The sequence below is a fragment of the Roseateles sp. YR242 genome, assembly GCF_900109745.1.
Lineage (GTDB): Bacteria > Pseudomonadota > Gammaproteobacteria > Burkholderiales > Burkholderiaceae_C > Roseateles.
This window is the reverse complement of the sequence record NZ_FOAV01000005.1, coordinates 68,325-92,215: the sequence shown is the minus strand read 5'-3', so window position 1 is coordinate 92,215 and position 23,891 is coordinate 68,325. Positions and strand designations below refer to the sequence as shown.

Below are 23,891 nucleotides of genomic sequence, written 5' to 3'. Positions count from 1 at the left end.
AGACCTCTTTTTAGGAGCGCTGCTCAGCCGTGCTGGTCAGCAATTTTGGGCGGCCTGGAAGCCGGTCACTTCCAGCCCGTAGCCGGTCATGCTGGGCATGCGGCGCGGGCTGCCCAGCAGCTTCATGCGGTGGACGCCCAGTTCACGCAGGATTTGCGCGCCCACGCCGTAGGTGCGCAGGTCCATGGTGGTGCGCGGCTCCTGGCCTGCGGGCGCTTCAAGGCGGCCCAGCAGGGCGTGCGCTTCTTCGCCGCAGTTCAGCAGCACGGCCACCCCCCGGCCTTGCGACTGGATGGCGGCCAGCGCCTCCGGCAGGGGCCACGAGTGGCCGCACCGGCCGGCTTCGAGCAGGTCCAGCGCCGAGAAGGGCTCGTGCACGCGCACCAGCACCTCGTCTTCCTGCTTCCACGCGCCCAGCACCAGGGCCATGTGCACGCCACCGGTACGGTCGCGGAAGACATGGCAGTCGAACTGGCCTTGGCGGGTGTCCAGCGGACGCTGGGTGACGCGCTGCACCAGGGATTCGTTGCGGCTGCGGTATTCGATCAGGTCGGCGATGGTGCCGATCTTCAGGCCGTGCTGCTCGGCAAAGATCTCCAGGTCCGGCAGGCGGGCCATGGTGCCGTCGTCGTTCATGATCTCGCAGATCACGCCGGCGGGCGTTAGGCCGGCCATGCGGGAGAGGTCACAACCGGCTTCGGTGTGGCCGGCGCGCATCAGCACGCCGCCATCCTGCGCCTGCAACGGGAAGATGTGGCCGGGCTGGACCAGGTCCGCCGGTCCGGCGCCGCGGGCCACGGCGGCCTGCACGGTCCGGGCACGGTCCGCGGCGGAGATGCCGGTGGTGACGCCGGTCGCAGCCTCGATGGAGACGGTGAAGGCGGTGCCGTGCTTGGTGCCGTTGCGGGTAGCCATGGGCGGCAGCTGGAGCTGTTCGCAACGCTCGCGGGTGAGCGTCAGGCAGATCAGGCCGCGGCCGAACTTGGCCATGAAATTGATGGCTTCAGGCGTGACATGGTCCGCCGCGAGCACGAGGTCACCCTCGTTTTCGCGGTCTTCCTCATCGACCAGAATGACCATGCGGCCGGCCGCCAGTTCGGCAACCAGCTCGGGAATCGGAGAAATAGGCATGGGCGCGATTGTAGGCGGGCGGGGCGATGGTCCGCGGCGGAGGGGCTACCGGGCGGTGGAGGGCGGGCTTAAAAAGCCCCCGAGGGAGGGACGGAGCCGCAGCCGGATGTCCTGGCCTACGGGGCGCATATCGACCACCTCATAGCGGGGCGCCTGGTCGAGCGCGGTCAGGGTGCCCAGGTCCACCATGCCCCGGCCGTCACCCATGAGCATGGGCGCCAGGTAGACCAGCAGTTCATCCACCAGCCCGGTCCGCAGCAGCGAGCCGTTGAGCTTGTTGCCGGCCTCCAGGTGCAGTTCGTTGATGCCACGGCCGCCCAGGTCCTGGATCATGGCGGCCAGGTCCACCTTGCCGCGTGGGTCGGGCAGGGAGATAAGTTCAGCATGGCGTGCCATGAGCGCCTGGCCCAGCGGCCCGGGTTCTGGCTGGGCGTGGTAGATCCATAGGTTGCCGGGGGCGTCCAGCAGGCGGGCGTCGGGGAACAGTGTCAGCCGGGAATCCACCAGCACGCGTTGCGGTTGCCGCGCGGTGGGGACTTCCCGGACATCCATGCGGGGGTTGTCTTCCTTGGCGGTGCCGATGCCGGTGAGCACGGCACCAGCACGGCGGCGCCAGGCGTGGCCGTCCGCGCGGGCCTCGGGGCCGGTGATCCACTGGCTGACGCCGTTGTGCAGGGCGGTACGGCCGTCCAGGGTGGCCGCGATCTTCATGCGCACAAAAGGCCGGCCCCGTTCCATGCGCGAGAGGAAGCCGATGTTCAGTTCCCGCGCGGCCACGGCCAGCGGGTGGTCCGTTGGCAGCACGTCGGCCTGGACGCCGGCCGCGCGCAGGCGCTGGACGCCATGACCACCGACCAGGGGGTTGGGGTCCCCCAGGGCCATCACCACGCGGGCGATGCCAGCGGCCACCAGGGCGTCGCAGCAGGGGGGGGTGCGGCCGTGGTGGGCGCAGGGTTCCAGGGTGACATAGGCGGTGGCGCCACGGGCGTCATGGCCACGGGCCTGCACGTCGCGCAGCGCCATGACCTCGGCATGGGCCTGGCCGGCAGGCTGGGTGTGGCCGGCGCCCAGGATGTCGCCCTGGGCGTTGGTGATGACGCAACCCACCCGGGGGTTGGGGTCGGTCAGGCCAATGGCCAGCTCGGCCAGTTCGAGCGCGGCGGTCAGGTGGTCCAGGTCCTGGCGGGACAGAGCGGCGGGCGCGTGGACAGAATCAGGATGCATGGGGTGAAGTCTAGGGGACATCGGTCTTCCGTTTTGCATCCGAAACTGGGTGGCGAAAGGGCGGTGGCGCGTCATGGGGGTGTCCTAACCGTCGGCCCGGGTGAGCCATGCGTGGAGGGCCGGGTCGGCGGTGGAGATCAGCGTCTGCAGGTCCACTGTGTGGCGTTGGCCGGTGCGGTCCGTCCAGGCCACGCTGACCTGGGCGGATCGAAGGGGGAAGGTGTCGATCAAGGTGAGGCTGGTGCTGCCACCCGGGGCGACATCGGTGGTGTGGCCCTGGATGTCGAAATCGGCGGAGGCGCCCGACCATCGTGTGGAGGAAACACTCAGTGAGCCGTGGGCCCGTTCCAGTGCCTGCTGGGCCAGCCAGAGCGCTTCGCCCTGGTGGCGGATCTCATCGCCAGCCCAGGTGAGGCGGGCATGAATACGGGCCAGTCCGGCGGCACCGGTGGCCAGCAGGCTGACGGCCAGAAGGGCTTCGAGCAGCGCGATGCCTCTGCTGCCGGCAGACATGGCGGGTTTCATCGGCGAGGACTCCATCCGCCGGGAACGGGAAGAAAACTCCCCATCTGGCGGTTGATGCGTTGGAGGAGTTCGGCGTCGAGCTGGATGTCGATACCGTCTTGGGGTGTCCAGCGTCCATCCGTGATCAGAGCGCCCCGGACGGTGGAGCGGCTGCCGGTCGGGGGCGTCCAGCGGATGCCGGTGCGGGCGTAGAGCACGCCGGAAAACTGCATGGCGACGGTGATGTCCAACTGGCCATCGACCAGCAGCACCACGGGTTCGTTGTCGGGCGGCGAGGGTAGCGGCTCGCGCAGGCTCAGGCCGCCGTCGATCCAGATCAACCGCCGGCCCCGGGCGAAGGCCTGTCGCAGATCCGCGCTGCAGGTGCTGCTGCAGCGCAGCCGGGTGAGGGCGGGTTGCAGGCGGTATTGGCTGGCGGGGTAGCCGAACACGCGGAGGAAGGCGTTGTTGCCGTCGGTCACAGCCTGGCTGGGTGGCCGGCGTAGCGCGCTGAGCAAGGCCATGTGCTGACCGTGTTCGGCCAGACCGACGCCTTCGGGATCCGGGCGGCTGGCATCGGTGCAGGCGTCGGCCGGCTGGCTGCAGCCTCGGGAAACCAGGGTGAGCTGGCCCGGGGCGTCGGTGGGGAGGAAGCGGATGGCGAAGGTGGGTTGGAATGCGGTCGTGTCGGGCGTGGCCGAACCGCTGCCGGTGCCTGGGCTCGTGACGGTGCCGCCGTTGGCGGGAGGTGTTCCCCCATCGCAGCGGCAGTCCCAGCGATGCAGGCCGTTGTTGATGCACACCGCTGCAGCCGCATCGCCACTGGCAGCCAGGTAGTCGCCGTCAGGGCCGTGGCGCAGCGCGCGTTCCCGGAAATCCCGGCCGCTGTTGTAGTCCGGACGGCAGGTGTTGTCGAGGCGCCCGGTGTTGAGCATGGCGCGGGCCCAGGCGAGCCCGGCATCGGCCGCCTGGATGGCCACCGCTGCACGGTGATCGTTGGCAGCGATGCGCTGGGCCACGGCCAGGTGGCGGCCGGCCCATAGAGCGGCCAGTACCAGCATGGACAGCAGAAGGCCGCACAGCAGGAGGGTGATGGCGCCTTGCTGCAGAAGTGGTTGGTGCAGATGCCTGAGCGGACGCCCGAGTGGACGCCCGAGCGGATGCCCAAGCGGTTGCGGGCGCGGTGGCTGAAGCGGCTGCCACCGCATCATCGTCCATGTCAGCGTTGACGGCGGCCTTGATGGCTGCCGCCGATGTGCGGGTTGCCCGGGATGGTGGCGCCGGCTCATCAACAGCCTCCCGCCACGACGTCGTTGCGAAGGTGCACCGTCAGGGCCAGCCGTTGCTGCAGCTGAGGCTGCTGCGGCGGCTGCGCCTGCAAGGAGAGCTCCACCGTGCGGCTGTGCACTGTGCCCGCGCAGCCGCCGGTGCCCGCGTGGGCAAGCGTTTGCACGGTGGCGGAGAAGCTCGTGACCTCCATCAGGCCGGGGTCGGTCAAGGGCTGGAAGCGGCCTCCCAGGGATTGATCCATGCGGCCCTCCGCCCAGCGGAATCCGGTCTGACCCGAAGTGCCGGGTTGGGTGGCGTTGTCGTCGGTGGCACGGCTGAACCGCAGTGTGCTGCCGCCGTCTTCCAATGTCAGGGTGGAAAAGGCATTGGCCGTGGCGCCCGTGTCCTGGCGCCATACCAGTGCGGTGGGGCGGCCGTGGGCGCCCGCCCGGCGCAGCTCCATCTGTAGTTGCAGGGCCAGCGCGCGCAACTCCCGATGCATCTGCCATTCCTGCAGCTGCCGCTGCATCTGGCCCAGGGTGTGGCCGGCCCATCCCATGGCGCCAGCGACGACCCATAGGCCGACGGCCAGCCCCACCATGAGTTCGATGAGGGTGAAGCCGCCAAGGCCGCGGATACCGTAGAAGCCGCTGAAGCGGCTGTGAGCACAAAAGCCGCTGAAGCCGCTGAAGCCGCGTGGTGGGAGGATACGCATCATTGAGGCCAGCAGCCGGCGGACTGCTCCATGGATGCGCCCATGCCCTGATGGGTGACCTGTCCGAAGGACTGGGTCAGCCTCAGTCTGCTGCATCGGTGGTCCTGTGCCTGCTGGCCCTGTGCGTCCGCTTCCAGCACATAGCCCTCGGCAGTGGATTGGGCCACGCTCAGGCGATAACGGCCGTTGGCGGACAGCGCCGGCTGCCCCAGTTCCTGCAGGCTGCGTGCATAACGGGTCTGCCGGCTCCGAAAACGCTCCTGGGCCAGGTGCAGGTCGTGAAGGGCCTGCGTTGCTTCAGCGCGATGGGCGGCAAGCACCTGGCGTCGGTATCCCGGCAGCGCCAGGCTCAGGATCACGCCCAGGATCAGCAGCACGAACATCAGCTCCATGAAGGACAGCCCGCGCATGGCGCGGCGTGCTCGGCGCGCTTGTCGTGCTTGTCTTGCATGGCCCGCGCGGTGGCGGGGGTCTGGGCGCCCTTGCATCACATACCCCCTTAGCAGCGTGCCCAGCGCATGAAGGCGTGATCCGCACTGCAACTGCGGACGCGGCCGGTGATGCTCACGACGTGGCGGACCTCGCCCACCCCTTCGCTGCGGACCTGCAGGGTGGCGGCCAGGGAGGTGGTGCCTTGTCGTCCGCTGAACAGCATGGACGACACGTTGCTCAGCAGGTTCGGATAGCCTGGCCGTCGCGGCCACTGCGCTTGCTTGAGAGCCTGTGCGTCGGCACGGCAGGTGGGTGGGCCAGTGAGTTCGCAACTGCAGGCGTTGAGGGGGCCGCTGTGGATGACGTAGCAAGTGCCGCCCGCCGACTGGATGACCCGGAAGATGACATTGCGTGCACCGTGCAGGGCTTCGCTGCGCGCCAGGTACAGATCGTTGAGAACGGTCTCGGCAGCATGCCCCAGGCGTTGGCGCTGCAGCCAGGCATGGCCGGCAGGCAAACCCATGCCCAGCACCAGGGCGAGGAGTGAGACCACCACCAGGACTTCAATGAGGGTGAAGCCTGCTGGGGTGTGAGCCTTGCTGCGATGGTTTTGAGCGCTGTGAGCGGGCAGTGCACGTCCAGGCTCAAGCCATCGGGGAGACGACGGGATTTGGGAAAAGGGCAGGGCACTCAACATCAACCACCTCCATGAGCCGCAGGATCAACGGCCACGGAACGGTGGCTGGTGATCGATGCTTCACTCTAGAAGTTGGGCTGTGGATGCGCGTCGCCCTGAGGGTGGGGTGACGGGCCCCAGGAAGTTGGGGACTGCAGGTTTTGGGTCGGAGCCTCGGGACGAAGGCTTCAAGACTGCAAAAGAAAAAGCGGGCCCGATGGCCCGCTCTCAGCACTCAGGGTGCCACGCTCAAATATCCCGAATCAACTGCCTGAACTCGTCCACATCCTCAAAGCTGCGATACACCGACGCGAAGCGCACATACGCCACCTTGTCGATGCGTTTGAGTTCCCGCATGACGTGCTCACCCAGCTTGGTGGACGCGACTTCGCGTGCGCCGCTGGTGAGCAGCTTTTCCTGGATGCGCTCCAGGGCTGCGTCGATCTGCTCGATGCTCACCGGCCGCTTGCGCAAGGCCAGTGACATCGAGGCTCGCAGCTTCCCGGCATCAAAGTCGGCGCGCGTGCCGTCCTTCTTCACCACCATAGGCAACGCGATTTCCGCGCGCTCATAGGTTGTGAAACGCTTGTCGCAGGACTGGCAGCGCCGCCGCCGGCGCACCACGTCGCCTTCATCGGACTCACGGGTCTCCGACACCTGGGTGTCGCCATGGCCACAGAACGGACAACGCATGCGCGGCCGCCTCTCAGCGGTAGACCGGGAACTGGCGAGCCAGTGCGGCCACCTTGGCGCGGACCTCGGCCAGGTTGGCTTCGTCGTGCGGCTTGTCCAGCACGTCGGCGATCAGGTGGGCCGTCTGGCGCGCCTGCTCTTCCTTGAAACCACGCGTGGTCATAGCCGGCGTGCCCAGGCGGATACCGCTGGTGACCATCGGCTTCTGCGGGTCGTTGGGGATGCCGTTCTTGTTGGTGGTCATGTGGGCGGCGCCCAGGATGGCCTCGGCTTCCTTGCCGGTCAGGCCCTTTGGACGCAGGTCCACCAGCATGACGTGGCTCTCGGTACGGCCGGAGACGATGCGCAGGCCGCGCTCGATCAGGGTCTCCGCCAGCGCCTTGGCGTTGGCCACGACCTGCTGCTGGTACGCCTTGAATTCAGGCGTCAGCGCTTCCTTGAAGGCCACGGCCTTGCCGGCGATGACATGCATCAGCGGGCCGCCCTGGATACCGGGGAAGATGGCCGAATTGATCTTCTTGGCTATCGCCTCGTCGTTCATCAGGATGATGCCGCCGCGCGGGCCGCGCAGGCTCTTGTGGGTGGTGGAGGTGACCACGTCGGCGAACGGGATCGGGTTGGGATAGACACCCGCAGCGACCAGGCCGGCGTAATGCGCCATGTCCACCATGAAGTAGGCGCCGATCTCCTTGGCGATCTTGGAGAAACGCTCGAAGTCGATGCGCAGTGCGTAGGCGGACGCGCCAGCGATGATCAGCTTGGGCTTTTTCTCGCGGGCCAAGGCTTCCATGGCGTCGTAGTCGATCTCTTCCTTGTCGTTGAGACCGTAGCTGATGACGTTGAACCACTTGCCGCTCATGTTGAGCGACATGCCGTGGGTCAGGTGGCCGCCTTCGGCCAGGCTCATGCCCATGATGGTGTCGCCGGGCTGCAGCAGCGCAAAGAACACGCCCTGGTTGGCCTGCGAGCCGGAATTGGGCTGCACGTTGGCGTATTCCGCGCCGAACAGCTGCTTCAGACGGTCGATGGCGAGTTGCTCAACGATATCCACATATTCGCAGCCACCGTAATAACGCTTGCCCGGATAACCCTCGGCGTACTTGTTGGTGAGCTGGCTGCCTTGCGCCTGCATCACCGCCGGGGAGGTGTAGTTCTCGGAAGCGATCAGCTCGATGTGATCTTCCTGACGCTGGGTTTCCTGCTGGATCGCGGCAAAGACTTCCGCGTCCACGTTGGCGAGGGTTTGTTGAGTGCGGTCAAACATGATGGTGTCGGGCTCAAGGGTTGGCGCCGCCTGCAAACGGCCGCGGCATCTCGCCAGAAAGGGCTGGGGAGCGACGGACGACTGCGAGTGGCGGCCCAGGCGAACGGCACAAGCGACGCGGCAGACCCCGTATTAGATCCCGCATCGTTCGCGCTCCCCGGTGGTGACCCACCTCGGCCCGACCTGATGGCCGGACCTCATCGCCAGTCGCGCGAGCCGCAAGTGTACCTCTGCCGCGCCACCCGGGGCCCAAGCTCAGGCCCCTTTTCAGGGCGGCTGCACAGGCGTGGGGCATCGGCGGGCCGACCAGGAAAAACGGCAACCGAAGCGGTTGCCGTTGATGCGGGACGGAGGACGCAGCGTCAGTTGGTCGTGTGGCTCACCATGGCCACCTGTTCGCCATTGGGTTGCGGATTCGGTTGAGGCGCCGAAGAGGGCTCCCGGGCCGGACGCGGCGCATTGGGCGACACATTGCGGCCCGCCACCACCATCTTGAGCAAGTCCTGCTCGGAGAGCACGCGCGCCGCATAACCGGTGTCGTCCGGTAGATTGGCAGCGCCCACATAGCGGCGCAGGCCTTCTTCGATGCCACCGGCGCGCTGGATGCACTCCTTCAACACCTGCACGCCCACGCGCAGGTTGGTGATCGGGTCGAAGGCAGCCAGGTTGCCCCCGAAGGCTTCGTACTTGTCGTCATGCACGCGCGTCAGCACCTGCATCAGGCCCTGGGCTCCTACCGAGCTCTGGGCAAACGGGTTGAAGCCCGATTCGATCGCCATGATGGCCAGGATCAGCGTGGGATCCACGCGGGCACGCTGGCCCACGTCCCAGGCTTCCTTGACCAGGCGGCTGACCGGCTCCGGCGCCACGCGGTAACGGCGCGCCAGATACTGGGCCACGGCCGCCTGCTGGCGGGTGAGCTCCTTGGGGTCCACCGCCGTGGCGCGGGTGATGGCTTCGGGCTCGGCCAGCAGCGACAAGACATCGCCCGAGGCTTCGACACGGGCCTCATGGCGGGCATTCAGCCAGCCCAGGACCTGGTTTTCAGTCTGTTGACGAAGATCTGCCTGGCTGGCGAACACCACGCCGATAGCCAGCACGGCAAAGCCGAGCAGGGCGAGGGTGTTGTGACTCACGACCAGCAGACCCTGGCCAATATCCTTGACGAACAGTACCAGGGCGGAACGGGCCTGGCGTGAGAGGGAAAGAACATGAGAACGCGCTGTCATGCGACTCCTTTCTCCGACATCCCTGCGTTGGCCTCTGGACGAGACCCCCGCAAGGGGTGGCGATAATGGGCCGGGTCAGACCTGCTCAGCACCAGTCTCCTGAGAGACCGACCAAGCTGGACTTCCGGCGTCCATTGGCAGCGGGCCGGGCCTTGCTGTCCCAAAAGCAAAGACCGGGATTACCCTGGGGGCCAGGGCAGGGCGCGATTCTATGGACCAAAAATAACCCGTCAAGCTGATGGGGGCTCTTCTAAATTTCTTTTAGTTATGAAGTATCGGGATTTACGTGACTTTGTAGGCGCTCTGGAGGGCATGGGCGAGCTTCGCCGTGTCGCCGAGCCGGTGTCGCCGGTGCTGGAAATGACGGCCCTGAGCGACCTCGTCCTCAGGGCGGAGGGCCCCGCATTGCTGTTCGAACAGCCGCGCGGCTATCGCACGCCGGTCCTGGCAAATTTGTTTGGGACCCCCCGTCGGGTGGCGCTCGGCATGGGGGCCGAATCGACCACCCAGTTGAGGGAGGTCGGGCAACTGCTGGCCAGCCTGAAAGAGCCTGAACCGCCGCGCGGACTGAAGGATGTCGGCCGGCTGGCGCAGATGGCCAAGGCGCTGTGGGACATGAAACCGTCCGTGGTTCGCCGCCCGCACTGCCAGGAGCAGGTGGTCGAGGGCAGTGACGTGGACCTGAAGCGGCTGCCCATCCAGACCTGCTGGCCGGGGGACATCGGCCCGCTGCTGACCTGGGGGCTGGTCGTGACGCGGGGCCCGCAGGGGGTGGCCCAGCCGCGCCTGCGCCAGAACCTGGGCATCTACCGGCAGCAACTGATTGGCCGCCGTCAACTCATCATGCGCTGGCTGGCTCACCGGGGAGGCGCCCTGGATTTCCGGGACTTCGCCCTCGCGAACCCGGGACAACCGTTCCCCATCGCTGTGGCCCTGGGGGCCGACCCGGCAACCATCCTCGGCGCGGTGACGCCCGTGCCGGACACCCTCTCTGAATATCAGTTCGCCGGCCTGCTGCGAGGCTCCCGCACCGAGCTGGCGGACACGCAGGTGGGCGAGGCCGGCCGCATGCTGCAGGTGCCGGCCAGCGCTGAATTTGTGCTGGAGGGCTGCATCCCCACGGCGGCGCCGGGTTTCAGCGGCCGCAGTGAAGATGGCGTGCCGCTGAAGGAAAAGGGCGGCTACCTGCATGCACTGGAAGGCCCCTTTGGTGACCACACCGGCTATTACAACGAGCAGGACTGGTTCCCCGTGTTCGAAGTAAACCGCATCACCCAGCGGGACGGCGCCATCTATCACTCCACCTACACCGGCAAACCACCGGACGAGCCAGCCGTGCTGGGGGTGGCGCTGAACGAGGTGTTCGTGCCCATCCTGCAGAAGCAGTTCCCGGAGATCGTGGACTTCTATCTGCCGCCCGAAGGTTGCAGCTACCGCATGGCGGTGATCTCCATCCGCAAGGCGTATCCGGGCCATGCCAAGCGGCTGATGTTTGGCCTGTGGAGCTATCTGCGCCAGTTCATGTATACGAAGTTCATCGTCATCGTGGACGACGATGTGGACATCCGCAGCTGGCAGGACGTGATTTGGGCCATCACCACCCGCATGGACCCGGCCCGCGACACCACGCTGGTGGAGAACACGCCCATCGACTACCTGGACTTCGCCTCGCCGGTCAGTGGCCTGGGCGGGAAGATGGGGCTGGATGCCACCAACAAGTGGCCGGGCGAGACCCCGCGTGAATGGGGGCGGGTGATCGAGATGCCAGCCGAGCAGAAAACCCGCGCCGAAGATTTATATAGGCGTTTGTTCGGGGGCTGATTTGCGGGGCTGGCCGGGCTGGCGCCTTGAAAGGCATCAGCCGCCCGGCTAATGTTGAGGTGCCTTTCGAGGCATTTCCACTGGCGCAGTCACTGCGCGCCAGGAGCCCCACAGCAAATCGCTGCGGAGCCCCAAAGGCGGCTGGTCCGCCCACCCCTCCCATGTCCGGCGCACCCGGCTCGGGAGGGGTTTCTTATTGATGCTCCCTGAACGCGGTTTCTTGACCGCCGTGGACCCGGCATGGGCTCATCGCGTGCGGGATGCTTGCTGGATGTTTACTGGAGGTCTGCTCAATGGCCGGCCATCCAGCCCAGCCATTCATAACCCAGATACCGGGCGCGGGCGATGCCTTCGCCGGAGGGCAGGGCGTCCCGCCAGTCCATGCCATCACCGCTCACGCCCACCGGCGCCGGGATCAATTCGATGTTCGGCGGCAGGGCGCTGCGGAAGGCCCGCATGGCGCGTCGCATGTGCACGTCATGGGTGACGAGGATGACACGGCGCACGCCGGTGTCCCGCAGCATGGCGGCGCTGTATTGGGCATTTTCGCGGGTGTCAAACGCCTGGTCTTCCAGCCAGCGGGGTTCGAAGCCGAACTGGTCACGCGCCAGGCGGTCGGCCAGCGCGGCTTCGCTGGGTTGGCCGGATTTGGCGGCGCGGCCGGTTCCGCCGGTGAACAGCAGCGGGCAGTTGCAGCGCCGCGCCAGCCAGATGCCGTAGCGCAAGCGTTCGATGGAGTTCGTCTTGAGTTGCGGCGATTGGTATTCCGGCATCAGCAGCCGGGCGCCGCCGCCCAGCACAACGATCGCGGTCTGCTCGGGGGGCCCCTCGTTCAGGGTCTGCAGGGCCAACGGCGCGTAACGTCCCAGCAGGCGGTCCTGCAGCCATTGGGCGCCCATGTCGCTGCTGCCCACCCACATGCTGACCAGGCCCAGCAGGAAGAGCGCAGTGGCCACACGCGCATGGCGGGAGCGCCACCACCAGGCCAGCAGGAGCAGGGGGACGGCCCCCATCGGGGGGAGCAGCCAGGCGGCGATGCTGTGGATGAGTTCGTTCATCAGTGTCAGGTGTTGAGCCCGCCAGCATAATCGGGCCCTTGAACGATTTCATTGGCTGTACTTGTGTTGTTCGCTGCTTTACCGATGTGGCCCCGGCGCCTTTTAAGGGCTGTACTGGGGCTGGTGCTGACCCTGCTGGTGATCTTGCTGATCACCTGGGTGGCCTTGCCCCTGTGGATTGAACGCCAAGGGGTGCGCATGGCCAGCGAGCAGCTGGGACGGCCGGTCTCGCTCACAGCCGCTCATTTCAGCCCGTGGCGGCTGGCGCTGAACCTGGAGGGGCTGCGCATTGCCGGCCCCAACGCACAGGCACCGGATCTGCTGGCGGTGAAGCAGCTGGAGGTGGCCCTGTCGCCGCGATCGGTGCTGCACCTGGCGCCCATCCTCTCGTCGCTGCGCATCGAGGCGCCGACGGTGCGGCTGGCCCTGCTGGGGGATGGCCGCACGGACGTGGATGACATCCTGGCGCGGCTGAACAGCCAGCCCCAACCCGCTGCCGAGACGCCCGCCAAGGAGCCGGACCTCGCCCTCTACAACATTGAGCTGACCCAGGGCGACATCCAGCTGGATGACCGCCATGCAGGCATGGTGCACCGGCTCAGCGGGCTGCAACTGGGCGTGCCCTTCCTCTCCACCCTGGATGCCGATGTGGAAGTGACGGTGCAGCCCCACCTGGCCGGGCAGCTCAACGGCGTGCCTTTCCAGACGGAGGCGCAGGCCCAGCCGTTTGCGCAGACCCGTGCGGCCAGCCTGCAGTTCAAGCTGGATGGGCTGGACCTGTCCGCCTACCGCGCGTATTGGCCCAAGGCCTTGCCGATGCGGCTGGCGACCGGGCTGGTGGATGCCCACCTGACGGTGGATTTCCGCCAGCCGCTGTCGCAGCCGCCCGCGCTGAAGATCAGCGGTGATGCGCAAGTGCGTGAACTGGCGTTGCAGCGGCGTGTGGATGGGGGCGCAGGTGCTGGTGCGGCCGAGGCCTGGGAAGATTGGCTCCGCTGGAAGCGGGTAACCGTGGCACTGGCGGACCTGCAACCCTTGAAGCGCCAGGTCCTGCTGGACCGCCTGTCGGTGCAGGCGCCGGAGCTGCGGCTGACGCGAGACGCTCAAGGAAAAGTGTGGCTTCCTGTCGCGCAGGACAGCGCGGCCGCAACACCTGCGGCCCGGCCGGCAGCGGCGGCCGCCTCGGCGAGCCAGCCACCCCAAGTTGCGGAACCGCTTGCGGCCCATACCTCCGGCTCCGCGCCGGCCGGGGAGGGCGCACAGGCGCCCGGCGGCGCTGGCTGGCGCTTTGGCCTGCGGCAGTTGGCGCTGGTGGATGGCCGTGTCTCGTGGCAGGACGCTGCGCTCACGCCCGCCGCGCAATGGCGGGTGGAGGGATTGACGCTGATGAGCAGTGGGCTGGCGTGGCCGCTGGCCGGGCCTGCGGCGTCAGTGGAACTGTCCGCATCGCTGACGGCTGGCCCGTCAGTCCGGTCCTCGGGCGGTACACCTTCGGCATCGGTGGCGAAGGCGCAGGTGCCGGCGAAACGGTCCGGCAAAACGGCGACCTCTGTATCGGCAGCCGCCATGCCGCCAACCGCAAAGTCGGCGACGTCCGAGGCCACCCCTGGTGCGACTGCCCGTGCAAACGCGAGCACCACGTCCGGCACCACCCCCGGCACCACGTCCGGCACCACCCAGGGCACGACCGCGGGCATCGCCCCCGTCGCCAACCTCGGTACTGCGACGCTCCGCGCCAAGGGCACAGTAGGCCCGAATGGCGTCACGCTGGATTGGGGCCTCCAACAACTCTCGCTGGCCTGGCTGGCGCCTTATCTCCATCCCGTCACGCCACTGGAGGTGGCCGGGCAACTGGCGGTGCAAGGGCAGGTGACGGCCGGGCCGAAGGGCGAAGACCTGAAGCTCGGGCTGCATGACCTGCGTCTGGCGGACCTGACGCTGCTGGAGGACCGCAAGACGGTCGCCTCGCTGGCCGAACTGACGCTGGACAAAGCCGATCTTGCCCTGGCGACCCAAGAGGTCTCGCTCGGCCGGCTGACCCTGAAGGAGCCCCAGGCCCGATTGGCGCGGGATGCGCAAGGGCGTTGGAACTGGGCTGGCTGGACAAGGTCTGCGGCCTCCGGCCAGGAGGCAGCCTCCTCGCATGCTCGCGCTGTCCCGGCGACCCCGGTTTCGCCAATGACCCCGGCTGGTCCGGCGGCCTCGGCCCCGGTGGCCGCGCCGGCCTGGCGCGCCCGGGTGGCTGAACTCCTGATCGAAGGCGGCCAGGTCCAGTTGCTGGACCAGTTGACCCATGTGCTGGATGACGAACCTGTTCGCCCGATCGGCGTGCAGGAACTGGCGGTGCGTGTGGCGGGCGTGGACTGGGACGGCCATCAGCTCCGGCAGGCCTTGCCGGTGCGCATCAGCATGGTCGCGCGTCGGCCGGATGCCGCCCGCCGTAGCGCGCGGGAGACCCCGCGCCTGCAGTGGGACGGCCAGGTGGCCCTGGCGCCCGTGCGCATCAATGGCAAGCTGCTGGCCGAGCATCTGCCGCTGCACTGGGCCGACCCTTATCTGGATCCATCGATCGGCATCCACCTCCAGCGCGCCGAAGGGAACTTCAAGGGCGATGTGAGCCTGGCCCTGTTGCCAGCCGGCCCACGGGTGCAGGCGGTGGGTGATCTGCTGCTGGCCGACCTGCGGCTGCGCCAGGCCCGGCTGCAAGAGGGGCGCCGACGTTCCGCCGAAGACCTGTTGAGCTGGCAGGCCTTGCGCCTGTCGGGCTTCAAGCTCCAGTTGGCGCCGGCTGGGGTGCCGGACATCAACATCCGCCAGGCCAGCCTGGACGAGTTCTATGCCCGTCTCATCATCAATGAGCAGGGTCGCTTGAATTTGAGGGACTTGCGCCAGACCGAGCAAGGCCAGGCGGTGGCCGCTGTGGCGGGCACTGCGGCGGCTTCCGCACCGGTCGCTGCTACCGTGGCGGCGGCCACCTCTGCATCGACCCCCGTGGCGACGACCGACGCCGCCCGGACAACAGTTGCCTCTACCGCCTCCCAGGCAGTTTCCGCCGCCGCCTCCCCAGCAGCTGCATCCGCTGCAGCCCCGGCAGCCTCTGGACCACCGTTGCGCCTGAGCATCCAGGAGACCCGGGTCAACGCCGGCCAGGTGGATTTCAATGATCGTTTCGTCAAACCCAACTACAGTGCCCGGCTGAGTGAACTCACCGGCACCCTGGGCGGCTTCTCGGCCGGCTCGGAAGCCATGGCGCCCTTGCAACTGCGAGGCCGCGTGGCGGGCACGGGGCTGCTGGACATCAGCGGCCAGCTCAATCCCAGCGGCGCGCCCCTGGCCCTGGACATCACCGCCAGTGCCACCGACATCGAACTGGCGCCGCTGTCGCCCTATGCGGGCAAGTACGCCGGTTATGCCATCGAGCGCGGCAAGCTCTCGTCGCGCGTTCACTACCAGATCGACCCGGCCGGCCGATTGGTGGCGGACAACAAGATCGTGCTGAACCAACTCAGCTTTGGTGAGCGCATCGACAGCCCGGATGCGACCAGGTTGCCGGTTCGGCTGGCAGTGGCCCTGCTGAAGGACAGCAACGGCGTGATCGACGTCAACCTGCCCGTCAGCGGTTCCATCAACGATCCGGCTTTCAGCATCGGTGGCGTGGTGGTGAAGCTGATCGTCAACCTGCTGACCAAGGCCCTGACGGCGCCGTTTTCCTTGCTGTCGGGTGGTGGTGGCGGTGACATGAGCCACTTGGACTTCACGCCCGGCACCGCGGTGCTGCCGCCCGCCACTGAACGTGGCCTGGACAGCGTGGCCAAGGTGCTCACTGAAAAGCCCTCCTTGCAGCTCAGCATCACCGGCTGGGTGGACCCGGCGGCCGAGCGCCGTGCGGCCCAGGCGGCGCGGCTGGAAGAGGCTCTGCTGACCGAGCGCCGCCGGGAGTTGCGGCGGCAGCAGACGCCGGAAAGTGCGGCCGCAGCAGCGGGAACGTCAGCGCAGGCGCCTGCGAGCGCACCGCCTGCGACCAGTGCGACCAGCGCTGCCGGCTCCGCCACGCCCGTCGCCGCCACACCCATCACGCTGGACGATACCCAGCGCCAGCGCCTGCTCAAGACGGTCTACGACAACGCCAAGCTGCCCAACAAGCCGCGCAACCTGCTCGGCCTGGCCAAGGACCTGCCGCCGGCCGAGATGCGAGAACTGCTGATGGACAGCTACACCGTCACCGACGAGCAGATGCGGGAGCTGGCACTGCAGCGCTCGGTAGCCGTGCGCGATGCGCTGATCACCAAGGGCGTGCCCAACGCACGGCTGTTCCTGGCCTCACCCATGCTGCATGAGTCCAAGGATGGCCAAGGCTGGCAACCGAGGGTGGATCTGTCGCTGACCGCGCAGTGACGCTGGTGGCCCCAGCCGCCGCCACCAGCCGCCATCCCCCCGCCCCCGCCCGCTGCTCTTGGCCTCGGGGGTTTTAGCCCCATATGGCGTTGGGAACTTCCTGACCCGCCAAGACCACCGAATCACAGCAAGAAAGGACGCTGCCATGAGCACCGCAACCCCGAACACGAACCCCAACGCCGCCGGCCCCGCCACCGCGCTGACCGAGGATCTCATCACCCTCGGGGGTGGCTGCTTCTGGTGTACCGAAGCCGTCTTCCTGAAGGTCAAGGGCGTGCGCTCGGTGGAATCCGGCTACACCAATGGCACGCTGCAGAACCCCAACTACGAGCAGGTCTGCTCTGGCAACACCGGGCATAACGAGGTGGTGCGGGTGCGCTTCGACCCGAACGCGGTCAGCCTGACCGACCTGCTGCAGGTGTTCTTTGCCATCCATGACCCCACCACCCTGAATCGCCAGGGGGCGGATGTGGGCACGCAGTACCGCTCCGGTATCTATTACCAGCGCCCGGAACAACTCGGGGAGATCCGCCAGGTAGTGGATGAAGCCAACCGGGCCCACAACGGCAAGGTGGTGACCGAAGTGCAGCCGGAGCAGAACTATTGGCCGGCGGAGGCCTACCACCAGCGCTACTTCGAACACCATCCGGAGCAAGGCTACTGCGCCTTTGTGGTGGCACCGAAGGTGGACAAGTTCATGAAGAAGTTCAAGGAACTGGTTCGCGCCGATTCGGCTTGAGTCGGCGCCCGTCCCCTGTTTTTCGGTCGTCAAGTGCGGTGTCCGCCCCTCCTGGGGGATTTTCGGGCGGGGGCGCCACACCCCGAAGACAGTGACTTCAGGCAACGCGGTGAAGCGCAGGCACAATCCTGAGTTCTTTCATCCAGCGCCCCATGTATCCCCAGCCCGCAGCCGCTCGTCGGCGTCACCCAGCGCGTGCCTTGAACGGCACTCAAACGCTGCCGCAGTTCCTGCGGTGGTGGGTGCTGGTGTGCGTGGTGTCGCTGCTGGGGTTCCAGTCGCTGGGGCTGGTGCACAAGGCCTTGCACGGCGGCAGCATGGCGCCCCGTGTATTGCTGGCCGCCACCCAGGCCAGCGCCGCCCATGAAACGGCAGACACGGCCTCCCGGAGTAGCGCGCCCGCCCTGAGCAGCGCGCCCGTTCTGAGTACCGCGCCCGCCCTGAGTACCGCGCCCGCTGCCGACATCAAGACAGCCAGCGGCCCGAATTTCGGCCACGCCGCCGGCAGCAGCGACTGCCAGTTGCTGGATCAGCTCAGCACTGCGCTGGGCCCTATCGCCCAGGCGCTCGCCTGGACGGCCTCGCTGCCGGACCATCCGGTGGCCACCCCGCAGCCTCACAGCGCCGTGGTGGCGCAGGTCTGGCGCGCTCCCGCCCGGGCACCGCCCCTGGCATGACCGCAGCCCGCTGTACCGGTCGCTCCTGAGGACCGCTGCGGGTCTGTTGCTTTCACACCTCCCGTTCTGCGCACAAACACCTGCCGGCACCGCGCCGCGCGGGTGCGCGCAACCTGTTCGTGTTCCTGGCGCCGCGGCGCCCAGTGATACGTCCACAGCCTGAACCCTGTTGTGCCGCTTGCGCCTGGTGCCTCCACGACATCCGTGTGTGGCCAGGGCGCCAAGGGGCAGGGCCGTCATGCCGGACGAATCACCCCAGGCCGGGTCTTCATCGAGGGATGAGACCGGCCCGGGGCCGCGTGCTGCCGACCAGAAAGAAAAGTCATGTCCAAGAATTCATCGGTCGTCCTGTCTTCCGCGCTGCCCACCCACGCCGCCCATCCCGACGCGGCCTCGGGGCGCCTGACCCTGTCCCCGATCGCCCAGGCCATGGGGCTGGTGCTGGCGTTGAGTTGTGGCGCCGCCGTGGCCCAGCAGGCCGCAGTTGCATCCACCGACCGGGCCGCCAGCGCCAGCAGCTCGGCCAGCGCCAGTCCTTCTGACACGGGGTCAGACGCAGCGTCTGCCCCCACGTCCAACGCCGCGTCCAGTGATGGCGCCTCCGCCACGGCGGACAGCGGCACCCCAGCGCCCGGCAAGGCCCGCCAGAAGCAGAGCCTGCAGCAGGTGGTGGTGACCGGCAACCCGCTGGGCCTGCGCGACATGGTCGCCCCGGTGCAGACCCTCAGCGGTGACGCCCTGACGCTCAAGCGCGGTGCCAGCCTGGGGGACACGCTGGAAGGCATGTCCGGCGTCGGCTCCACCTACTTCGGTCCCAACAGCAACCGCCCCACGCTGCGCGGCCTGGACGGTGACCGCGTGAAGATGCTGAGCAACTCCGGTTCCTCGGTGGATGCGTCCAGCCTCAGCTTTGACCATGCGCTGCCGGTAGACCCGCTGGTGCTCACACGCATCGAGGTGCTTCGGGGCGCCGCCGCGCTGCAGTACGGCGGCAATGCCATCGGCGGGGTGGTCAACGCCATGGACAACCGCATTCCCCGTGCGCCGCAGCCCGGCATCAACGGTGCTGCCGAGGTGCGCCTGGGCGGTGCAGCCAATGAATACGGTGGCGCAGCGGTGCTGGATGGCGGTACCTCACAGTTCGGCTGGCACGTGGATGCCGCCGACCGCCATGCCGACGACCAGCGCGTGCCCCGGTTCACCGACAGCGAAGGCACCACCAGCACCCACGTCCGCAACTCCGAGAACCACACACGCAGCGGCGCGCTGGGTGGTTCGTTCTTCTTCTCGGACGGTTATGCCGGTGTGTCCGTGGAGGACTATCACAGCAATTACGGCGTGACCGTCGAACCCGACACCCACATCGAAATGCAGCGCCAGCGCATTGCCACTGCCGGTGAATGGCGCGATGTGTTCCCGGGCCTGGCCAAGGTGCAGTGGCAACTGGCCAGCAGCCGCTACAAGCACCAGGAAGTGGAGGGCACGGGCGAGGTCGGCACCACCTTCCAGTCCGACGGCAAGGACGCCCGCATCGAAGCGCAGCACGCGGCTATCCAGACGCCGTGGGGTGCAGTGCAAGGCGTGCTGGGTTGGCAGTGGGAGAAGAGCGACTTTTCTGCCTTGGGGGAAGAGGCCCTGGTGCCCAACACCACCACCCGGACCGGTGCGCTGTTCCTGATCGAGAACTTCAAGACCGGCCCCTGGAGCCTGCAGGCCGGCGCCCGCGCCGAAAGCGTGACCGTCGCCTCCACCGGGGGAGACGAAGACAAGTTCGGCGCTCCCACCACCAAACGCTTCAGCCCCAACAGCTTCTCGCTCTCCGGCGCCGTGGACCTGGGCAGCGGCTTCAGCCTCTCCAGCAGCGCCAGCAGCTCCGAGCGTGCGCCGACCTTCTATGAGCTGTTTGCCAACGGCGTGCACGTGGCTTCGGGTGCTTATGAAATCGGCGATGCCTCGCTGGGGCTGGAAAAGGCCAAGTCCATCGACCTGGGCCTGCACTGGCAACAAAACGGCGCGAAGTGGAGCGTGCAGGTCTATCAGACCCGCTTCTCCAACTTCCTGGCGATGGATGCCAACGGCAAGACAGTGAGCGAGGTCAATGACGACGGCGAGCTGGAGTCCATGCCGGAATATGTGTATCAGGGGGTGCCTGCCCGCATGCATGGCATCGAGCTGGAAGGCCGCCAGCCGCTGCCGGCCGTGGCGGGCTGGGATCTGACACTGGGTACCAACGTCGATCTGGTGCGCGGTACCAACCGCCTGACGGGCGAGCCGTTGCCGCGCCTGGCCCCGCTGCATGGCAGCCTGTCGCTGACCGCCGAACGTGGCCCTTGGCTGGTGGAAGCCGAAGTGCGCGGGGCGGCCCGCCAGACCCGGGTACCCACGCTGGACACGCCAACCGCCGGTTACGGCACGCTGCGCCTGAACGTGGCGCGCCATTTCGAGCTGGGCAGCTACGACGCGCTCTGGTACGTGAAGCTGGACAACCTGGCCAACAAGCTGGCCTACAGCGCCAGCAGCGTGGCCACCATCCGAGACCTGACCCCGTTGCCGGGCCGCAGCATCTTCACGGGTGTGCAGGTGAAGTTCTAAGCAGCTCGGCCTACTGGTGGGCCGGCCCCGCGGTCAACAGGCTGCGGGGCCTTTTTGTATCAGGGTGCCAGCCGCTCCCGCAGCCACACCCCGTCTTCGAGCCGGTAACTCAGCCGGTCATGCAGACGCGACTTGCGCCCCTGCCAGAACTCCCACCGGTCTGGCACCAGGCGGAAGCCGCCCCAGTGCGGCGGCCGGCCAGGGCTCAGGCCGTGTTCCAGCGCGGCCTTGGCCGCATTGGCCACCAGCACCGCTCGGCTGCTGATGACCTGGCTCTGCGGCGAGGCCCAGGCGCCCAGGCGTGAATCCAGGGGGCGGGAGGCGAAGTAGGCGTCGGACTGCGCGGCGTCCACCTTCTCGACACGGCCTTCGATGCGCACCACGCGCTCCAGCTCCACCCAATGAAATTGCAGTGCGGCAAAGGGGTTGCCGGCCAGCTGCTGGCCCTTGCGGCTGTCGTAGTTGGTGTACCAGACCAGGCCCTGGGCATCGATGTCCTTGATCAGCACGATGCGGGTCGAGGGTCGCCCATCCGGCCCCACTGTGGCCAGGGTCATGGCGTTGGGTTCAGGTATCTTGGCGTCCATCGCCTGGCGCAGCCAATGCTGGAACTGCGCCAACGGCTCGGAGGCGGAGGCGTTTTCGTCGAGTTCGTCACGCTCGTAGCTCTTTCGGAGATCAGCCAGTTTGTCCATGAACTGAAGTATCGGGTGAATCGGTGTCGCCGGCATGTGGCAATGCAGAGGTTCCCCTTAAGTAAAGCTCCCAGTCGTGAAACTCCGGGTGTGCCGGAGCATCCCAGGCAGGCATGCTGATGACAACTGACCATCGCCAGAGTCAGCCGCAGCGGGGAATCAACCTGAAGGAAGTACGCATGGATCAGCGACGACCGGCTGTCGTCGTGCTCGCGGCAGGACGTGGCCAACGCTTTCGCGGCGAAGGCCACAAGCTCGAGCAGTTAGTGGGTGGGGAGACCGTGTTGGCTCACACCCTGCGCCAGACGATGGCCACGGGACTGCGGTATGTGGTGGTGACCTCCGAGGGCCTCGCGCCCCTGGTGCGTGACCATGTTGCCGAGCGCGACATGCTGGTGCTGCCCGCACTGGACCGGCTGGGCAGGCCCATGCCGGTGGGCATGGGCCATTCGATTGCCGCTGGCGTGGCGGCCACCGGAGACGCCCAGGGCTGGCTCATCGTGCCGGCCGACATGCCGTTGCTGCAGGTCAGCACACTCCTGGCCGTGGCCAAGGCCTTGGAGCAGGACCCCATTGCCTATGCCCAGTTCGACGGCCAGCGCGGCCACCCGGTGGGGTTCAGCGCCGAGCTCTTCTCGGAGCTGACAGCCCTGCAGGGGGATGAGGGCGCCCGCAAGCTGCTGGCGCGTTTCCCGGCGCAGGCCGTGGATGTGGACGATGCGGGTGTGCTGGTGGATGTGGACACGGTCGAGGACCTGGAACGGGTGCAGTCCGTGCATCCGGCGGTGCCGGTGCCGGCCTCCCCAAAGGCGCGTTCTCAACGGGCGAGCGGCAACGCGACCGGCTGAACTGCTCAGAGCCCGTGCAAGCGCGCCAGGGCCAATTGATGTTCCAGTGACCGGTCGTGGATGCCGTGCTCCCGCAGGCAGTGCACAGCGCGCTCCAGGTAATCCAGCGTGGTGCCGTAGCGGCCCCTGGCGTGGCGCAGGATGTGGATGAGCCGCTCATCGTCCAGCTCCCCGACCCAGCCCGGGCTGCGGCGTGAGAGGGTGAACGCCAGGGCCTGGTGTTCTCCCGCATTGCTGAAGCAGGGCAGCCAGCGCGGCACATAGGTGCCCACCACCATTTCCCGCAGCCACAGGCGTTGCAGCTCCGCTTGCGCGCGTTCTGGCGGGATGCGGTAGACCAGGCCACGGCAACTGCCGCCGGACAACAAGGTCATGACCAGCCCCGGCTGGTCCGCGCTGCCCCGGTTGACCAGCGAGCGAAGGCGCAACGCCCGGTGGTAACCCCGCACCTTGGCCACCAGGGTATCGGCAGGGGCGAAGCCCGGGTTCCACATCAGCGAACCATAGGCAAAGACCCACAGGCCGGATTCACGGTCCCATTGCTGCTGGAACTGGGTCAGCCAGTCCCGGCTGTGGGCAGGGAGATCTTCCAGCCGTGCCCCTGCCAGAGGGTCAGCCAGAGGCGCCGTCAGCGGGCCCGTCAGCGTCGTCGTCAAAGGCTGCGTCGGAGGGCCTGCCTGGGGCGCGGCCGCTGTTGGCGTTGACGGGTCCGCCCGTGGGGTGTCGGTGGGGGCGGCAAGGGCGGCAGCATGCGCAGGCAACATGGCTTTGATGCTGCCACAAGCGGGCACCTTCCGTCCCGGGGTAGTCACATTCCGAGCGGGGCTGAGACACGCCGTGACGGCTGTTGCTGCCCTGATGCTGTTCGGCCTGCGGTGGCGTGATGCAGAGCTTCCCTCGAGGCTGGCGAGGGCGCCTCAACGTTTTCCGCGTGCGAGCCAGACGCCGAAGGCCGCCAGGCCCATGCCGACCAACGCCAGGCCGCCCAGCTTCTCGCCAAACAGGCCCCAGGCGATCAACGCCGTGGTGGGCGGTGTGAGGTAGAACAGGCTGGCCACGTTGACGGCGCTGCCACGTCGGATCAGCAGGTTCAGCAGGCTGACCGCACCGATGGACAGCACCAGCACCAGCCAGGCCAGCGCAAAGATGAAGGCGGGCGTCCAGTGCACGGCCGTGGATTCAGTAGCCAGCGCCAACACGGCGGTGACGGCCAGGCAGGGCACGAACTGGATCACCGAGCCGGTGCGCAGGTCAAAGGAGGGGCAAAAACGCTTCTGGTACAGCGTGCCGGCCGTGATGCCCAGCAGCGCGACCACGGCGGGCAACAGCATGGTGGCCAGGGCCTGGCCGTGCACGGACGCCGTTTTCTCCGCCACCACCAGGCCGACGCCCAGGAAGCCCAGCGCCAGGCCGGCCCATTGCGCCGGAAGCACCCGCTCGCCGAGGAAGGCGCGGGCGCCCAGGGCGGTGACCACCGGCTGCAGGCCCACCACCAGCGCGGTGAGGCCTGCCGGCAGCCCGTGGCTGATGGCGGTGAACACACCCCCCAGGTACACGCCATGCACCAGCAGGCCGGAGACGCCGATATGCGCCCAGGCGCCCGACGCCTGCGGCCACGGTGCGCGGGTCAGGGCCACGATCGCGCCCATCAGCACGATCACCGCAGCGTAACGCCAGGCCAGGAAGGTCAGTGGCGCCGCATCCGGCAGGCCAAACTTGGCGCCGATAAACCCGGTGCTCCACAACAGCACGAACAGCAGCGGATACATCGCCTCGATGGCGGGACGGGCAGGGCCGTGCTCAGACATCGGCGCAGCGGACGTGGGGTGGTTTCGCATGGGCGGAGTGTGGCGTAAAACGTCAGGCGGGCGCCTTGCCCCGTAACACCTCCGTACCCGGAAAACGCTCGATGGCCATGCCTTGAGCGTG

General features: G+C 67.6%; 20 protein-coding genes and 1 riboswitch. Of the genes, 6 read left to right on the top strand and 14 right to left on the bottom strand.

What is annotated here, in order from left to right:
• Positions 1-36: 36 nt before the first annotated feature.
• The 10 genes from ribBA to BMY53_RS11660 all read right to left on the bottom strand — a co-directional run bounded on the left by ribBA (position 37) and on the right by BMY53_RS11660 (position 9,137).
• Positions 37-1,131 carry a bifunctional 3,4-dihydroxy-2-butanone-4-phosphate synthase/GTP cyclohydrolase II gene (gene ribBA, locus BMY53_RS11705; protein WP_092946667.1) on the bottom strand — a complete coding sequence of 365 codons (1,095 nt, stop codon included), beginning with the start codon at positions 1,129-1,131 and terminating at the stop codon, positions 37-39.
• A gap of 45 nt (positions 1,132-1,176) precedes the next feature.
• Positions 1,177-2,355, bottom strand: coding sequence for a bifunctional diaminohydroxyphosphoribosylaminopyrimidine deaminase/5-amino-6-(5-phosphoribosylamino)uracil reductase RibD (gene ribD, locus BMY53_RS11700; RefSeq protein ID WP_092946666.1), 1,179 nt, complete (start codon positions 2,353-2,355; stop codon positions 1,177-1,179).
• Between the two features lie 84 nt (positions 2,356-2,439).
• Positions 2,440-2,880: a type IV pilus modification PilV family protein gene (locus BMY53_RS11695; RefSeq protein ID WP_218151224.1), complete on the bottom strand. Its 441-nt coding sequence runs from the start codon at positions 2,878-2,880 to the stop codon at positions 2,440-2,442.
• A complete protein-coding gene (locus tag BMY53_RS11690; RefSeq protein ID WP_143074038.1) occupies positions 2,877-3,920 on the bottom strand; it encodes a hypothetical protein in 1,044 nt (347 codons plus the stop codon). The genes BMY53_RS11695 and BMY53_RS11690 overlap by 4 nt, the downstream gene beginning before the upstream one ends.
• A gap of 227 nt (positions 3,921-4,147) precedes the next feature.
• The gene (locus tag BMY53_RS11685) at positions 4,148-4,846 is read right to left on the bottom strand and encodes a PilW family protein (protein ID WP_092946663.1); all 699 of its coding nucleotides are present in this window, start codon (positions 4,844-4,846) and stop codon (positions 4,148-4,150) included.
• Positions 4,843-5,253, bottom strand: a complete 411-nt coding sequence (locus tag BMY53_RS11680) for a type IV pilin protein (protein WP_177200840.1) — start codon at positions 5,251-5,253, stop codon at positions 4,843-4,845. The genes BMY53_RS11685 and BMY53_RS11680 overlap by 4 nt, the downstream gene beginning before the upstream one ends.
• An 89-nt stretch (positions 5,254-5,342) precedes the next feature.
• Positions 5,343-5,972, bottom strand: coding sequence for a GspH/FimT family pseudopilin (locus BMY53_RS11675; RefSeq protein ID WP_092946661.1), 630 nt, complete (start codon positions 5,970-5,972; stop codon positions 5,343-5,345).
• A gap of 228 nt (positions 5,973-6,200) precedes the next feature.
• The gene (nrdR, locus tag BMY53_RS11670; RefSeq protein ID WP_092946660.1) at positions 6,201-6,644 is read right to left on the bottom strand and encodes a transcriptional regulator NrdR; all 444 of its coding nucleotides are present in this window, start codon (positions 6,642-6,644) and stop codon (positions 6,201-6,203) included.
• Between the two features lie 13 nt (positions 6,645-6,657).
• Positions 6,658-7,908, bottom strand: coding sequence for a serine hydroxymethyltransferase (glyA, locus tag BMY53_RS11665; RefSeq protein WP_092946659.1), 1,251 nt, complete (start codon positions 7,906-7,908; stop codon positions 6,658-6,660).
• Between the two features lie 86 nt (positions 7,909-7,994).
• A riboswitch (ZMP/ZTP riboswitch) is annotated at positions 7,995-8,129 on the bottom strand.
• A gap of 141 nt (positions 8,130-8,270) precedes the next feature.
• Positions 8,271-9,137, bottom strand: coding sequence for a lytic transglycosylase domain-containing protein (locus BMY53_RS11660; RefSeq protein ID WP_092946658.1), 867 nt, complete (start codon positions 9,135-9,137; stop codon positions 8,271-8,273).
• A gap of 267 nt (positions 9,138-9,404) precedes the next feature.
• Between BMY53_RS11660 and BMY53_RS11655 the strand changes: the two genes are divergently transcribed.
• Positions 9,405-10,958, top strand: a complete 1,554-nt coding sequence (locus tag BMY53_RS11655; protein WP_092946657.1) for a UbiD family decarboxylase domain-containing protein — start codon at positions 9,405-9,407, stop codon at positions 10,956-10,958.
• A gap of 290 nt (positions 10,959-11,248) precedes the next feature.
• Here the strand turns inward: BMY53_RS11655 and BMY53_RS11650 are convergent, their stop codons facing one another.
• A complete protein-coding gene (locus tag BMY53_RS11650) occupies positions 11,249-12,016 on the bottom strand; it encodes a YdcF family protein (RefSeq protein ID WP_092946656.1) in 768 nt (255 codons plus the stop codon).
• Positions 12,017-12,100: 84 nt separating this feature from the next.
• Here BMY53_RS11650 and BMY53_RS11645 point away from each other — a divergent pair, with 84 nt between their 5' ends.
• From BMY53_RS11645 to BMY53_RS11630, 4 genes are all read left to right on the top strand, one after another.
• The gene (locus tag BMY53_RS11645; RefSeq protein ID WP_092946655.1) at positions 12,101-16,411 is read left to right on the top strand and encodes a DUF748 domain-containing protein; all 4,311 of its coding nucleotides are present in this window, start codon (positions 12,101-12,103) and stop codon (positions 16,409-16,411) included.
• Between the two features lie 145 nt (positions 16,412-16,556).
• Entirely contained in the window at positions 16,557-17,150 is a 594-nt protein-coding gene (gene msrA / locus BMY53_RS11640; protein WP_092946654.1) for a peptide-methionine (S)-S-oxide reductase MsrA, read from the top strand.
• Between the two features lie 200 nt (positions 17,151-17,350).
• Positions 17,351-17,827, top strand: coding sequence for a hypothetical protein (locus tag BMY53_RS11635; protein WP_092946653.1), 477 nt, complete (start codon positions 17,351-17,353; stop codon positions 17,825-17,827).
• 324 nt (positions 17,828-18,151) lie between these two features.
• On the top strand, positions 18,152-20,419 hold the full coding sequence (locus BMY53_RS11630; RefSeq protein ID WP_255370155.1) for a TonB-dependent receptor: 2,268 nt from the start codon (positions 18,152-18,154) through the stop codon (positions 20,417-20,419).
• Positions 20,420-20,478: 59 nt separating this feature from the next.
• Here the strand turns inward: BMY53_RS11630 and pdxH are convergent, their stop codons facing one another.
• Positions 20,479-21,114 carry a pyridoxamine 5'-phosphate oxidase gene (gene pdxH / locus BMY53_RS11625; RefSeq protein WP_092946652.1) on the bottom strand — a complete coding sequence of 212 codons (636 nt, stop codon included), beginning with the start codon at positions 21,112-21,114 and terminating at the stop codon, positions 20,479-20,481.
• Between the two features lie 179 nt (positions 21,115-21,293).
• Here pdxH and BMY53_RS11620 point away from each other — a divergent pair, with 179 nt between their 5' ends.
• Positions 21,294-21,962 (top strand): nucleotidyltransferase family protein, encoded by a 669-nt coding sequence (locus BMY53_RS11620; RefSeq protein ID WP_092946894.1) that lies wholly within the window; start codon positions 21,294-21,296, stop codon positions 21,960-21,962.
• A gap of 5 nt (positions 21,963-21,967) precedes the next feature.
• Here the strand turns inward: BMY53_RS11620 and BMY53_RS11615 are convergent, their stop codons facing one another.
• The gene (locus BMY53_RS11615; RefSeq protein ID WP_092946651.1) at positions 21,968-22,726 is read right to left on the bottom strand and encodes a gamma-glutamylcyclotransferase; all 759 of its coding nucleotides are present in this window, start codon (positions 22,724-22,726) and stop codon (positions 21,968-21,970) included.
• Between the two features lie 153 nt (positions 22,727-22,879).
• Positions 22,880-23,770 carry a DMT family transporter gene (locus BMY53_RS11610; protein ID WP_092946650.1) on the bottom strand — a complete coding sequence of 297 codons (891 nt, stop codon included), beginning with the start codon at positions 23,768-23,770 and terminating at the stop codon, positions 22,880-22,882.
• Between the last annotated feature and the right edge of the window lie 121 nt (positions 23,771-23,891).